We start from the raw sequence: 13,790 nt of genomic DNA, 5'->3' as shown, positions 1-13,790 counted from the left end.
CGATCAACCCCTGCGCGATCGGCACCCTCACCAGCACGCCGGCCCCGATCGCCGAATATACCACCGCCATCGCGGTCGGGAGGCGCGCGCCGAACCAGCGGCCGAGCAGGATCGAATTCGGAACGTTGCCGGTGAAGGCGATGCCGAGGCCGACGCACAGCCCGACGGTGATCTGCAATTGCCAGAGCTGCTCGGCGTAGGCGGCGATCAGCAGCGCGCCGCCGAGCAGAGCCATGCCGAGAGTGTAGACCGCGCGCGGGCCGGACCGATCGAACAGCCGGCCGACCAGCGGTGAGGCGAGGCCGGTGCACAGCGCCGTCAGCGAATAGATCGACACCACCTCGGCGCGGTCCCAGCCGAACGAGGCCGAGATCGGCAGCAGGAACACGGTGAAGCTTTCGCCGAGCCCGCGGCCGAGCAGCGACAGCACGAAGCACAGGCCGAGAATGAACAGGCCAGTGCGCGAGGCACGGTGATCCAAGGACGATCCTTCCCGAACGAGTCCGCGTTTTTCACATCGAACGCGGTTTTGCCGGAAAGGAGCAGGGCCCGCCCGCGAATGGGGCTATGCAAGCCGAAGCAGCACGTGCTTCTTCTTGCCCATCGACAGCTTGATCACGCCGTCCGACGACAGGTCGGTCGCGGTCAGCGTCATCTTCTCGTCGGTCACGGGCGCATCGTTGACCTTGAGGCCACCGGCCTTGATCTGGCGGCGGGCTTCGCCGTTGGATGCGACCAGCCCGGTCTTCTCCGCGAACGCCACCAGCACGCCGATCCCGGCATCGAGCTCGCCGCGGCTGATCTCGACGCTCGGCAGGTCCTGGGCGGTGCCGCCCTGTTCGAAGGTGGTGCGCGCGGTGGCTTCGGCCTTGTCGGCCGCCTCGCGGCCGTGCATCAGCGCGGTCGCCTCGGTGGCCAGGATCTTCTTGGCGTCGTTGATCTCGGCGCCCTGCAGCTTCGACAGCCGCTCGATTTCGTCCATCGGCAGCAGCGTGAACAGCTTGAGGAAGCGGCCGACGTCGGCGTCCTCGGTGTTGCGCCAGTACTGCCAGTAATCATACGGCGCCAGCATGTCGCCGTTGAGCCAGACGGCACCGGCGGCGGTCTTGCCCATCTTGGCGCCCGAGGCGGTGGTGAGCAGGGGACAGGTCAGCGCGTGGAGCTGATGCGTGCCCATGCGGCGGCCGAGGTCGACGCCGTTGACGATGTTGCCCCACTGATCCGAGCCGCCCATCTGCAGATTGCACTTGTAGCGGCGCGCGAGCTCGACGAAGTCGTAGGACTGCAGGATCATGTAGTTGAATTCGATGAACGACAGTTCCTGCTCACGCTCGAGCCGCAGCTTCACCGAGTCCATCGTCAGCATGCGGTTGATCGAGAAGTGGCGGCCGACGTCGCGCAGCATCTCGATGTAGTTCAGCTTGGTCAGCCACTCGGCGTTGTCGGCCATCACCGCGTCGCTATGCCCGTCGCCGAACTTGATGAACTTCGAGAACGTGCCCTTGATCGACTCCTTGTTGGCGTCGATCTGCTCGTAGGTGAGGATCTTGCGGGTCTCGTCGCGGCCGGACGGATCGCCGACGCGCGTGGTACCGCCGCCCATCAGTGCGATCGGCTTGTTGCCGGTCGCCTGCAGCCAGTGCAGCATCATGATCGAGAGCAGATGGCCGACATGCAGCGACGCCGCGGTGCAGTCGTAACCGACATACGCGACCACTTCGCCCTTCGCCGCGAGCGCGTCCAGCGAGTCGGGGTCGGAAATCTGATGAATGAATCCCCGGCTTTGGAGAACATTCATAAAATCAGACTTAAAAGCGGTCATCTGTATCGGTCTCTGATCACGGTTATTTCACGCATCGCGCAGATCGCGCGCGAAGACGCCCAGGAAGGTCTTTCGGGCGCGTTACCCTGTGGCATTATAAGAACTAGGTGTTTGACACAAGTTGGACATTCCGCAGCGGCCAGAGAAGGCGCGTGCCATGATGATGACGGCGATCGGACTGATGAGCGGGACGTCGCTCGACGGCGTCGATGTCGCTCTGATCAAGACCGACGGACGGCGCGTCGCTGCGCTCGGACCGTCGGGCTACCGGCCCTACACCGAGACCGAACGCAGCCTGCTGCGCCAGGCGCTCGCTGAAGCGGTGCAACTGACCGCGCGGGATGCCCGCCCGGGCGTGCTCGCCGAGGCCGAACGCGCCGTGACGATCGCCCATGCCGAGGCCGTTGCAGCCTTCGTGGCGCAGAACCGGCTGTCACCCGAGAGCGTCGATATCGTCGGCTTCCACGGCCAGACCGTGCTGCACCGGCCGGCCGAAAAGCTCACGGTGCAGATCGGCGATGCTAAGGCGCTGGCCAAGGCGATCCGCATCCCGGTGGTGTGCGACTTCCGCGCCGCGGATGTCGCAGCCGGCGGGCAGGGCGCGCCGCTGGTGCCGGTGTATCACCGCGCGCTGGCGCAATCGCTCGGCCGTGACGGCCCGATCGGCGTGATCAATGTCGGCGGGGTGTCCAACGTCACCTATATCGACGGCACCGACACGCTGATTGCCTGTGACACCGGCCCCGGCAATGCGCTGCTCGATGACTTCATGTTCCGCAAGCTCGGCAAGCCGTTCGATTGCGAAGGCCGGCTGGCTGCGCAGGGCGCGATCGATCAGGCGTGGCTCGCGGAAGCGCTGCAGCATCCGTTCTTCGCCAAGCCGGCGCCGAAATCGCTCGATCGCAACGACTTCGCCGGGCTGGCGTTGCGTGACTGGTCGCCGGCCGACGGGGCGGCGACGCTGACGGCGTTCACCGCGCGCGCGATTGCGTCGGTGCTGCCATTACTGCCGAAGCCGCCGCAGAGCTGGATCGTGACCGGCGGCGGTGCGCGTAACCTGACGCTGATGCGGATGCTGCGCGAGGCGCTGGCCCCGGCCAGCGTCGAGAGCGCCGATGCGCTTGGCTGGTCGGCCGACACGATGGAGGCGCAGGCGTTCGGCTTCCTCGCCACGCGCGGGCTGAAGGGGCTGCCGCTGAGCTATCCGGCGACCACCGGCGTCGCCTTTCCGATGACCGGTGGGCTGCTGGCGCGGCCGTAAGGCGACATCGTCATTGCGAGTGCAGCGAAGCAATCCAGCTCCGTGCACGGCGCTGGATTGCTTCGTCGCGGAGCCTGTACTCGGACGGCGCGAAGCGCCGATCCGGTACTCCTCGCAACGACGGAGGAAGACTGAGAACCGCCTCAGCGGACGTTGGCGAGCCGCATGTCGAGATAGGACGTGATCGTCTCCATCAGTGGCTCCATCCGGTCTTCGAAGAAGTGGTTGGCGCCCGGGATGGTCTGCTGGTCGATCACGATGCCCTTCTGGGTCTTCAACTTCTCGACCAGGGTGTTGACGTCCTTGGCCGGGGCGACGATGTCCTTCTCGCCATGGACGATCAGGCCGGACGACGGGCAGGGCGCCAGGAACGAGAAATCGTAGCGGTTCGGCTCCGGCGCGATCGAGATGAAGCCTTCGACCTCGGGGCGGCGCATCAGCAGCTGCATGCCGATCCAGGCGCCGAACGAGAAGCCGGCGACCCAGCAGGCGCGGGCTTCGGGATTGATGGTCTGGGCCCAATCGAGCGCGGAGGCGGCGTCCGCCAGCTCGCCGGTGCCGTGGTCGAACGAACCCTGGCTGCGGCCGACGCCGCGGAAATTGAACCGCAGCACCGAGAAGCCGCGGGCCACGAAGGCGTAATACACCTGATAGACGATCGGGTGGTTCATGTTGCCGCGGAACTGCGGATGCGGGTGCAGCACCATCGCGATCGGCGCGTTCTTCTGCTTCGCCGGGTGGTAGCGGCCTTCAAGTCGGCCCGCCGGACCGGTGAAAATAACTTCGGGCATCAGCGATCCTTGCGCGACATCGTGGGATTCGGCCTGGCGCGCCGGGCGCGCGCGGGTCCTGCCAGCAACGGCCGCCGGCTGCCGCAGTGCGGATGGGGCAGGTGGCCGGCGGAAACGGGGAGCTGCGTTCTAGCATGGAGCGCAGGGCCAAATGCAAGCATATTGAGCAGGGTGGCCGCCGGCGGCGGTGCCAGGGGACGGACCAGCAGCCGTCCCGAGACAAGGAATGAAGCGCGGTGACGGCCAATCGAGTGTATCTGGACTGGAATGCGACCACGCTGTTGCGGCCTGAGGCCAAGGCGGCGATGACGGCGGCGCTCGACCTTGTCGGCAATCCGTCGTCGGTCCATGCCGAAGGCCGCGCCGCGCGCGGGCTGCTCGAACAGGCCCGGGCGCAGGTGGCGGCTGCGGTCGGTGCAGCGCCGCGCGACGTGGTGTTCACCTCCGGCGGCACCGAAGCCAATGCGCTGGCGCTCACACCCGGACTCCGGATCGGTGCGGAACCCATTGAAAGACTGCTGCTTTCAGCCGTGGAACATGCCTCGGTTCTGAGCGGCGGCCGGTTCCCAGCGAAGCGGGTCACCCAGATCCGGGTGACAGCGGACGGCGTGCTCGACCTCGACCATCTGCGCGCGTTGCTGGCCGATGGCGGTCCGGCGCTGGTGTCGGTGATGCTCGCCAACAACGAGACCGGCGCGCTTCAGCCGATTCGTGAAGTTGCTGAGATGGTGCATGAAGCGGGCGGCGTGCTGCACGTCGATGCGATCCAGGCGCTCGGCAAGATTCCATTCGGAATCAAGGAACTCGGCGCAGATCTTATGTCGCTGTCTGCACACAAGATCGGAGGCCCGAAGGGCGTCGGCGTGCTGGTGCTGAGCCCGAGGCTGACCGGACCGGAGCCGCTGCTCCGTGGTGGAGGCCAGGAGCTGGGGCGGCGCGCCGGCACCGAGAACCTGATCGGCATCGCCGGCTTCGGTGCCGCAGCCGCGGTGGCGATCCCGGCGATGGCGGATGACATGGTCCGGATCGAAGGATTGCGGACACGGCTCGAGGCGGGCTTGCGACATATCGCCGGGGACGACGGGGTAATCATGTCGGCCGGCGTGCCGCGGCTGCCCAACACCACGCTGTTCGCGATCCCGGGATTACGGGCCGAGACCGCGGTGATCGGCTTCGATCTGGCCGGAATCGCGGTGTCGTCGGGCTCGGCGTGTTCGTCGGGCAAGGTGCAGCCGTCGCACGTGCTCGAAGCGATGGGGTTCGGTCCGGAACTTGCACGGTCGGCGATACGGATCAGCCTTGGCTGGTCGAGTAGCGAATCCGACATCGATCGATGCCTGCAGGCTTGGAGAAAGCTCGCCGGCAACCTAACTAAAAGGGATCATGAAACAGTGCTTGAACGGTTCTAAGAGGGTTTCATCCCGCGCCGGATCGTGTAAGCATGTCTCAGCAGATCCACCGCGGTCCTTGAAACCGCGAGCGGAGGTTTGAATGGCTGCCGTACAAGAGACCGTCGATCGGGTCCGCCAGATCGACGTCGATCAATATCGATATGGATTCGAGACCCTGATCGAATCCGAGAAGGCTCCGAAGGGGCTTTCGGAAGACATCGTCCGCTTCATTTCGGCGAAGAAGAGCGAGCCCGACTGGATGTTGCAGTGGCGGCTCGATGCCTATCGCCGCTGGCTGACGATGACCGAGCCGAGCTGGGCGCGGGTGTCCTATCCGAAGATCGACTTCCAGGACCTCTACTACTACGCCGCGCCGAAGCCGAAGAAGACCGTCGGCTCGCTCGACGAGATTGATCCTGAGATTCTCAAGACCTACGAGAAGCTCGGCATTCCGCTGCGCGAAGTCGCGCTGCTGGAAGGCGTCGAGCCGCAGCCGGGTGCGCCGGACTCGCCGGCCCGCAAGATCGCGGTCGACGCGGTGTTCGACTCGGTGTCGGTGGCGACCACCTTCCAGGCCGAACTGAAGAAGGCCGGCGTGATCTTCATGCCGATCTCGGAGGCGATCAAGCATCACCCCGAGCTGGTGCAGAAGTATCTCGGCAGCGTGGTGCCGACCTCCGACAACTTCTACGCGACGCTGAACTCGGCGGTGTTCTCCGACGGCTCGTTCGTCTACGTGCCGCCGGGCGTGCGCTGCCCGATGGAGCTGTCGACCTATTTCCGCATCAACGAGCGCAACACCGGCCAGTTCGAGCGCACGCTGATTATCGCCGACAAGGGCTCCTACGTCTCCTATCTCGAAGGCTGCACCGCTCCGCAGCGCGACGAGAACCAGCTCCACGCCGCCGTGGTCGAACTGGTGGCGATGGACGACGCCGAGATCAAATACTCGACGGTGCAGAACTGGTACCCGGGCAACTCGGAAGGCAAGGGCGGCATCTACAACTTCGTCACCAAGCGTGGCGACTGCCGCGGCGCCAATTCCAAGATCTCCTGGACCCAGGTCGAGACCGGGTCGGCGATCACCTGGAAGTATCCGAGCTGCATCCTGCGCGGCGACAATTCGCGCGGCGAGTTCTACTCGATCGCGATCTCGAACGGCTATCAGCAGGTCGATAGCGGCACCAAGATGATCCATCTCGGCAAGAACACCACGAGCCGGATCATCTCCAAGGGCATCGCCGCCGGCAAGTCGCAGAACACCTATCGCGGCCTCGTCACCGCCCATCGCAAGGCCACCGGCGCGCGCAACTTCACCGCCTGCGACTCGCTGCTGATCGGCGACCAGTGCGGCGCGCACACCGTGCCCTATATCGAAGCCAAGAACGCCTCGACGCTGTTCGAGCACGAGGCGACCACGTCGAAGATCTCCGAGGACGTGCTGTTCTATTGCATCCAGCGCGGCCTGTCGCAGGAGGAGGCGGTCGGCCTCGTGGTCAACGGCTTCGTCAAGGACGTGCTGCAGCAACTGCCGATGGAATTCGCGGTGGAAGCGCAGAAGCTGATTTCGATCAGCCTCGAAGGTTCGGTCGGCTAACGCCGGCAGCTTCACGAGGTGGCCGCGCCGCGGCCGCCTCGCAGGATCCGCAACGAGAACGTCATATCAACTCATCCTTCGAGACGCGCGCTGCGGTCGATCCTCAGGATGAGAGCCAAACAGGAAGGTCGTTATGCCCGCATTGCTCGAAGTGAAGGACCTCAAGGTCAGCGTCGCGGATCGCGAGATCCTGCACGGGCTGACACTCACCGTGAACGAAGGCGAAGTGCACGCGATCATGGGGCCGAACGGCTCCGGCAAGTCGACGCTCAGCCATGTCATCGCCGGCAAGCCGGGCTACGAGGTGACCGGCGGCGAGGTCCTGTTCAAGGGCGAAGACCTGCTCGCGATGGAGCCGAACGAGCGCGCCGCCAAGGGCGTGTTCCTGGCGTTCCAGTATCCGGTCGAAATCCCCGGCGTCGCCACCATGAACTTTCTGCGCACCGCGCTGAATGCGCAGCGCAAGGCGCGCGGCGAGGACGAATTGTCCACCCCTGATTTCCTCAAGCGGGTCCGCGAAGTCTCCGGCTCGCTCGGCATCCCGCAGGAGATGCTGAAGCGCGGCGTCAATGTCGGGTTCTCGGGCGGCGAGAAGAAGCGCAACGAGGTGCTGCAGATGGCGCTGTTCCAGCCCAGCCTGTGCATCCTCGACGAGATGGACTCAGGCCTCGACATCGACGCGCTGCGGATCGCTTCCGAAGGCGTCAACGCGCTGCGTGCGCCGAACCGCTCGATGATCGTCATCACCCACTATCAGCGGCTGCTCGACTACATCGTGCCGGACGTCGTCCACGTGATGTCGAAGGGCAAGGTCGTCCGCAGCGGCGGCAAGGAGCTCGCGCTCGAGCTCGAAGCCAACGGCTACGCGCAATATCAGGAAGCCGCGGCCTGAGCGCCGCCGATCGGGACACGGTCATGAACATCGCAGTGGCGAAACCCGACAAGCCCGACACCGCCAGCGACAATTTCGCTGCCGTCACCGCCCGCGTGCCGGGTGCGGGCAAGGTCGCCGACACCCGCCGTCAGGCGCTCGACACCTTCCAGCGGATCGGGCTGCCGCACCGCCGGATCGAAGACTGGAAGTACACCGACCTGCGCGCGCTGATGCGCGAGGTTCTGCCGCTTGCTGCGGCCCCAGAGGCGACCGCGCTGGCGCGCACCGAGGCTGCCGCCAAGCTGCATGCGATCGACGGCGTCCGCCGTGTGGTGCTGGTCGACGGCGCGCTCGAGCCCGGTCTGTCGGACCTCGCGGGGCTCGAAGCCGGCCTGTCGGTCCGCAGCCTGCGCGAGGCGCTGCAGAGCGGCGACGACCGCGTGCTGTCGCTCGACACCGCCGATCCGATGGTGGCGCTCAACACCGCGCTGATGACCGACGGCGTCGTTATTGAGGTCGCGGACGGCACCACGCTGGCCCGGCCGCTGCACATCCTGCACATCGCTTCCGGCGGTGCGCCGGCCGCGATGTTCACCCGGTCGCGGATCGCGCTCGGCAACGCCGCGGTGGCGACGGTGGTCGAAAGCTACGTGGCGGGCGAGGGCGTCGGTGCCTATCAGGTTCACGACTCCGCGGTGATCGCGATCGGTGACCACGCTCGGCTCGACTACGTGCGGATCGTCGAGGACTCCCGTGAGGCGTTCAACATCACCTCGGCGGCGGTCTCGGTCGGCGCGCATGCGCATTTCAACGCGTTCGGCATCACCACCGGTGGGCTCGTCAGCCGCTATCAAGCGGTGGTGACGGTGGCCGGTTCGCACTCCGAAGTGCAGACCAACGGCGTCAATCTCCTCAACGGCAAGCAGCACGCCGACACCACGCTGGTGATGAACCACGACGTGCCGCATTGCGCCAGCCGCGAAGGTTTCCGCGCGGTGGTGGATGACCGCGGCCACTCGGTCTTCCAGGGCCGGATCAACGTGCGTCAGCCGGCGCAGCAGACCGACGCCAAGATGATGACGCGGGCGCTGTTGCTGTCCGACGAGGCCGAGGTCGACAATAAGCCGGAGCTCGAAATCTTCGCCGACGACGTCACCTGCGGCCACGGCGCCGCGGTCGGCGCGCTCGACGACTCCTTGCTGTTCTATCTGCGCGCTCGCGGCCTGCCGCAGAAGGAAGCCGAGGCGATGCTGATCCAGGCTTTCGTCGGCGAGGCGATCGAAGCGATCGCGGACGATAATTTGCGTGAGCTGGTGACCGCGGCTGCGGTGCGCTGGCTGGAGGCGAGGCGATGAGTACGCATCCGGCGGTCAGCAACGGCAGCTACGACGTCGACCTGGTCCGCGAGGACTTTCCGGCGCTGGCGCTGCAGGTTTACGGCAAGAAGCTGGTGTATCTCGACAACGCCGCCTCGGCGCAGAAGCCGCGGCAGGTACTGACACGGATGACGCAGGCGTATGAGAGCGAATACGCCAACGTGCATCGCGGCCTGCATTATCTCGCCAACGCCGCGACCGAGGCTTACGAGGGCGGCCGCACCCGCGTGCAGCATCTGCTCAACGCCAAGCGGCCCGAAGAGATCATCTTCACCCGCAACGCCACCGAGGCGATCAACCTGGTAGCGTCGTCGTGGGGCGCGACGAACATCGGCGAGGGCGACGAGATCGTGCTCTCGATCATGGAGCACCATTCCAACATTGTGCCGTGGCACTTCCTGCGCGAGCGCCAGGGTGCGGTGATCAAGTGGGCGCCGGTCGACGACGAAGGCAACTTCCTGCTCGACGAGTTCGAGAAGCTGCTGACCGCCAAGACCAAGCTGGTCGCGATCACCCAGATGTCGAACGCGCTCGGCACTGTCGTGCCGGTCAAGGACGTGGTGAAGATCGCCCATGCCCGCGGCATTCCGGTGGTGGTCGACGGCAGCCAGGCGGCGGTGCATCTCGCGATCGATGTCCAGGACATCGACTGCGATTTCTATGTGATGACCGGCCACAAGATCTATGGCCCGACCGGGATCGGCGCGCTGTACGGCAAGTACGATGTGCTCGCCAAGATGCGCCCTTATAACGGCGGCGGCGAGATGATCCGCGAGGTCGCGCAGGATTGGGTGACCTACGGCGATCCGCCGCATCGATTCGAAGCCGGCACGCCGGCGATCGTCGAAGCCGTCGGGCTCGGTGCCGCGATCGACTACGTCAATTCGATCGGCAAGGAGCGGATCGCCGCCCACGAACACGATCTTTTGACCTACGCCGAGGAGCGGCTCCGCGAGATCAACGCGCGGCGGATCAACGGCAACGCCAAGGGCAAAGGCCCGGTGATTTCCTTCGAAATGAAGGGCGCGCACCCGCACGACATCGCTACGGTGATCGACCGGCAGGGGATCGCGGTCCGCGCCGGCACCCATTGCGTGATGCCGCTGCTGGAGCGGTTCCAAGTCACTGCGACGTGCCGTGCGTCTTTCGGCATGTATAATACCCGTGAGGAAGTGGACCAACTCGTCAGTGCGCTGATCAAGGCGCGGGATCTGTTCGCATGACCGATACGATCGAAGCCAAAGCCAACATGCAGACCGTTTCGGCGCTGCCGCCGGAGGAGACTGAGCGGCTCGGCACCGAGATCGTGGCCGCACTGAAGACGGTGTTCGACCCGGAAATCCCCGCCGACATTTACGAGCTCGGGCTGATCTACAAAGTCGAGATCAAGGACGACCGCACCGTCGACCTCGACATGACGCTGACGACCCCGAACTGTCCGGCTGCAGCCGAGCTGCCGACCATGGTCGAGAACGCGGTGGCCAGCGTGCCCGGCGTCGGCGTGGTCAACGTCAACATTGTCTGGGAGCCGCCGTGGACCCCGGAGCGTATGAGCGACGAAGCCCGGCTCGTGCTGAATATGTGGTGAGGATGGATTGGGTCTGCGTCTGAATGGAGTGATCGAAACGGCGCTGTATGTCGACGACCTCGACCGCGCCCGAAGCTTCTACCAGGACGTCCTGCTGCTGAGTCCGATGACGAGCGATCAGCGGTTTTGTGCTTTCGACGTCGGCGGCCGCAACGTCCTGCTGCTGTTCAAACGGGGCAGCACGCTGGAGACGGTCCATCTGCCGGGCGGCACGATCCCGCCGCATGATGGCAGCGGACCTGTCCACATCGGACTGTCGGTCGATCGCGACCGGCTCGGCGAATGGGAAGCGCGCCTGACGGAGCATGGCGTTGAGATCGAAGGCCGCACGGAGTGGCCGCGCGGCGGGTCGAGTATCTACTTCCGTGATCCCGATCGCCATCTGTTGGAACTTGTGACGCCGGGTGTCTGGCCGATCCATTAGGCGGCAAACGGCGAGGAACTGATAACACCTTTCGAAGTGGCGGTTGCGTAACTATCTGAAGGTTCGGCTGGTCGCCGGTGAAGCGGTGAACGTCTCCGGGTAGGTCCGGCAACAGGAGTGGGAAACACCATGGGTACGGCACGTCCTCGGCCTCAAGTGATGCGGCTCACCGATGCCGCGGCCATTCGCGTGAAAGAACTAATGGGCCGCGCCGACAGCGAGATTCTCGGCCTGCGCGTCGGGATCAAGAATGGCGGCTGTGCCGGACAGTCCTACACGGTCGAGTACGCGCACGATATCAAGCCGAACGACGAAGTCATCGAAGACAAGGGCGTGAAGATCCTGGTCGATCCGAAGGCGGTGTTGTTCCTGCTTGGCACCGAGATGGACTACAAGGCCGACAGGATGCAGGCGCAGTTCGTGTTCAACAACCCGAACCAGATCTCAGCCTGCGGCTGCGGCGAGTCCGTGGAGCTGAAGCCGGCCTCGATCGACGGCTGAGTTCCGTCGGATCTGATTCAAACTTTACATCCTGTCAGAAGTGTAGAGCGCGCGGTGCGATACCGCGCGCTATTTGCGTGTGCGAATTAAGTGCACCTTAAGACGCAGCAAGCGAATACCTCTCCAAGGGTGGAACCACAGGGGAGGATCATCAGATGAAGCGCCGCGATTTTCTGCTCGGAGCTGCAGCCGTCGGCCTCGGAGGGCCGCTGCTGGCGAAGGCGGCGATCTCGTCGTTGCACGCGCAACCTGCAGCACCGAAAGGCGCAAAGATCGCCAAGGTCGCGATCTTCCCGGCGATCGGTTTCTCCCGCGTCGGTAATGCCGAGGACTGGTTTCTGGCGCCGGAGGTGCCGGGCCTGCTCGACGAGCCAGAAGGCGGCTTCAAGGATAAGCAGGGACGGATCAAGAAACAGGTGCAGCGCTTCCGCCTGTTCGGCTACGACGACCAGGGCCGCGTGGTGCGCGAACTCGATGGCGCCGATGGCGTGACCTGGAGCGTGCACGTCGCCAACACCAAGGCGGCCTGGTACGGCTTCGTCAACGCGATGGATCGCGGCGACAGTGCGCCCGGCGTTCCTGGCGCGCAGCGCAATGCCTTCATCGCAGCCGACAAGCGCGAAGCGATGCTGTGCATCGACGGCGGCAAGCTGGAAATTTCCGGCGCCTCGACCAACCCCAAGGGCGGCGACGACAAGTATCGGATGAAGGGCCGGTTCTGGCAGACGCTCGACGTTTCGCTCGGCCATCTGCGCACCGACGAAAGGGGGGGCGTGTTGGGGTTGGCCGCCGACGGCGTCTCGCGCACCGCGCTGCCGCAGAATCCGGTGCGCGACTTCACCAACAATGACGGCTGGCACGACGACTGGGCCGACGGCTGGGTCAAGGCGACCGTCACGGTCGACGGCCAGAAGCTCGATTGCGATCCGGCCTGGGTGGTGTGTTGCGGACCGAAATTCGCGCCGCAGCTCGAGCCGATCGTGACGTTGTACGACGCTGCTCGCGAAGCGATGGTGGCGCTCGGCCAGATGCAGAGCCCGACCGACAAGGTGTCGTTCCGCCGCGACGTGCTGCCGATCCTGCGCCGCGCTGGCGCGATGCAGTGGGTGGCGACGGCGTCGTTCCTCGGCGCCGCCTGGAACGATATCGGTGATTTGTCCAGTCCGGCGACGATCGAGACGCTGGCCAAGCCCGGTGCCGATGCCAAGGCCGAGCGCAAGAAGGTGTTCGATGCGTTCCGCAAGCCGGACGGCAGCGATCAGCGCGGCTACGCGATTCCGATCATGCTCGGCGACGGCGTCAACTATCAGGACAGCCCGCACGCCTGGCTGGCGCTGACGCCGACGCAGTATCGCGTGCTCGAACTCTGGGCCGACGGCAAGTTCGAGGCGGACTACGCTGACAAGAGCGCGGACTCCGTTCGCACGCTCGACGATCTGCCAATCGAACTACGCCCTGAGGCGATGACGCGCGCCGCGCTCGACGCCTGTTCGGGCGGCGCGTTCCATCCCGGCGTCGAGATCACCTGGCCGATCCGCCACAAGGCGCTGTATCGCGGCCCGAACGAGACCAAGCTGCCGTTCCGCCTGGCGCTGTCGAACCGCAAGAACCTGGCGCAGGACGTCGGGCTGCAACTCAATCCGGTCAATGTGTTCGCCGGCAATCCCGACAAGCCGGACCAAGGCAAGCCGATCGGCCCGCAGGCGCCGGGCGATCTGACGCGCTGGATGGGCGTGCCGTGGCAGGGCGATGCGTTCAGTTGCCAGGCGGTGCTCACCGCCAGCGGCTTCCCGACGCCGGTGTGGTGGCCGGCGCTGCTGCCGGTCGATGTGCTGCCCGAGGCGTTCTATCAGCAGATGATGCGCACCGACCTCACCGAGGAGGAGCGGCTGCGGTTCTATCACACGCGGGTGCCGTGGGCGCGCGGCGCCGCTGGCATCGGCCTGCACGTCGAAGCCGGCTACACCGACGGTCTGCGCCGGATGATCGAGCTATGGACGCAGATGGGCGTCGTGGTGCGCCGTCCCGGCCCGAAGGGGCTGCCGGGTGTGCCCGACCAACTCTATGTCGAAGTCCAGCGCGGCTCGATGGACATCGCGGCGCCGACGCTGGCGCGCTGATCTCGATGGGCCGGATCGCCGTGATCGGCGCAGGGGTGGCGGCGC

At 65.5% G+C, this 13,790-nt stretch carries 13 protein-coding genes; 10 read left to right on the top strand and 3 right to left on the bottom strand.

The window, feature by feature from the left end:
* Positions 1–481, bottom strand: a 481-nt coding sequence (locus tag DYI24_RS09990; RefSeq protein ID WP_164572176.1) for an MFS transporter, incomplete at its 3' end; no start/stop codon positions are given.
* An 84-nt stretch (positions 482–565) separates the two neighbouring features.
* The gene (tyrS, locus tag DYI24_RS09985) at positions 566–1,822 is read right to left on the bottom strand and encodes a tyrosine--tRNA ligase (RefSeq protein WP_164572175.1); all 1,257 of its coding nucleotides are present in this window, start codon (positions 1,820–1,822) and stop codon (positions 566–568) included.
* A gap of 157 nt (positions 1,823–1,979) precedes the next feature.
* Between tyrS and DYI24_RS09980 the strand changes: the two genes are divergently transcribed.
* A complete protein-coding gene (locus DYI24_RS09980) occupies positions 1,980–3,083 on the top strand; it encodes an anhydro-N-acetylmuramic acid kinase (protein WP_164572174.1) in 1,104 nt (367 codons plus the stop codon).
* Between the two features lie 143 nt (positions 3,084–3,226).
* Here DYI24_RS09980 and DYI24_RS09975 read toward each other — a convergent pair whose 3' ends face one another.
* Entirely contained in the window at positions 3,227–3,874 is a 648-nt protein-coding gene (locus DYI24_RS09975) for an alpha/beta hydrolase (RefSeq protein ID WP_011158012.1), read from the bottom strand.
* A gap of 236 nt (positions 3,875–4,110) precedes the next feature.
* On the opposite strand from DYI24_RS09975, the gene DYI24_RS09970 reads away from it, so the two are divergent.
* The 9 genes from DYI24_RS09970 to goxA all read left to right on the top strand — a co-directional run bounded on the left by DYI24_RS09970 (position 4,111) and on the right by goxA (position 13,745).
* Positions 4,111–5,283, top strand: a complete 1,173-nt coding sequence (locus tag DYI24_RS09970; RefSeq protein WP_164572173.1) for a cysteine desulfurase family protein — start codon at positions 4,111–4,113, stop codon at positions 5,281–5,283.
* Between the two features lie 82 nt (positions 5,284–5,365).
* Positions 5,366–6,862, top strand: coding sequence for a Fe-S cluster assembly protein SufB (sufB, locus tag DYI24_RS09965; RefSeq protein ID WP_164572172.1), 1,497 nt, complete (start codon positions 5,366–5,368; stop codon positions 6,860–6,862).
* Between the two features lie 133 nt (positions 6,863–6,995).
* Entirely contained in the window at positions 6,996–7,754 is a 759-nt protein-coding gene (gene sufC, locus DYI24_RS09960) for a Fe-S cluster assembly ATPase SufC (protein ID WP_107344396.1), read from the top strand.
* A 23-nt stretch (positions 7,755–7,777) separates the two neighbouring features.
* Complete coding sequence (gene sufD / locus DYI24_RS09955) at positions 7,778–9,091, top strand: Fe-S cluster assembly protein SufD (RefSeq protein ID WP_164572171.1); 1,314 nt, start codon at positions 7,778–7,780, stop codon at positions 9,089–9,091.
* Positions 9,088–10,335, top strand: coding sequence for a cysteine desulfurase (locus DYI24_RS09950; protein ID WP_164572170.1), 1,248 nt, complete (start codon positions 9,088–9,090; stop codon positions 10,333–10,335). Before sufD ends, DYI24_RS09950 begins: the two co-directional genes overlap by 4 nt.
* Positions 10,332–10,700 (top strand): SUF system Fe-S cluster assembly protein, encoded by a 369-nt coding sequence (locus DYI24_RS09945; RefSeq protein WP_013502742.1) that lies wholly within the window; start codon positions 10,332–10,334, stop codon positions 10,698–10,700. Before DYI24_RS09950 ends, DYI24_RS09945 begins: the two co-directional genes overlap by 4 nt.
* A gap of 7 nt (positions 10,701–10,707) precedes the next feature.
* Positions 10,708–11,124: a VOC family protein gene (locus DYI24_RS09940; protein WP_164572169.1), complete on the top strand. Its 417-nt coding sequence runs from the start codon at positions 10,708–10,710 to the stop codon at positions 11,122–11,124.
* 129 nt (positions 11,125–11,253) lie between these two features.
* A complete protein-coding gene (gene sufA / locus DYI24_RS09935) occupies positions 11,254–11,625 on the top strand; it encodes a Fe-S cluster assembly scaffold SufA (RefSeq protein ID WP_164572168.1) in 372 nt (123 codons plus the stop codon).
* 155 nt (positions 11,626–11,780) lie between these two features.
* Positions 11,781–13,745, top strand: a complete 1,965-nt coding sequence (gene goxA, locus DYI24_RS09930; RefSeq protein WP_164572167.1) for a CTQ-dependent glycine oxidase GoxA — start codon at positions 11,781–11,783, stop codon at positions 13,743–13,745.
* Positions 13,746–13,790 lie beyond the last annotated feature (45 nt).

Origin of the sequence: Rhodopseudomonas sp. BR0C11 (assembly GCF_010820945.1) — a bacterium.
Classification (GTDB): domain Bacteria; phylum Pseudomonadota; class Alphaproteobacteria; order Rhizobiales; family Xanthobacteraceae; genus Rhodopseudomonas; species Rhodopseudomonas palustris_H.
The sequence above is the reverse complement of the archived record's forward strand: the minus strand, read 5'-3'. Positions and strand labels throughout refer to the sequence as shown.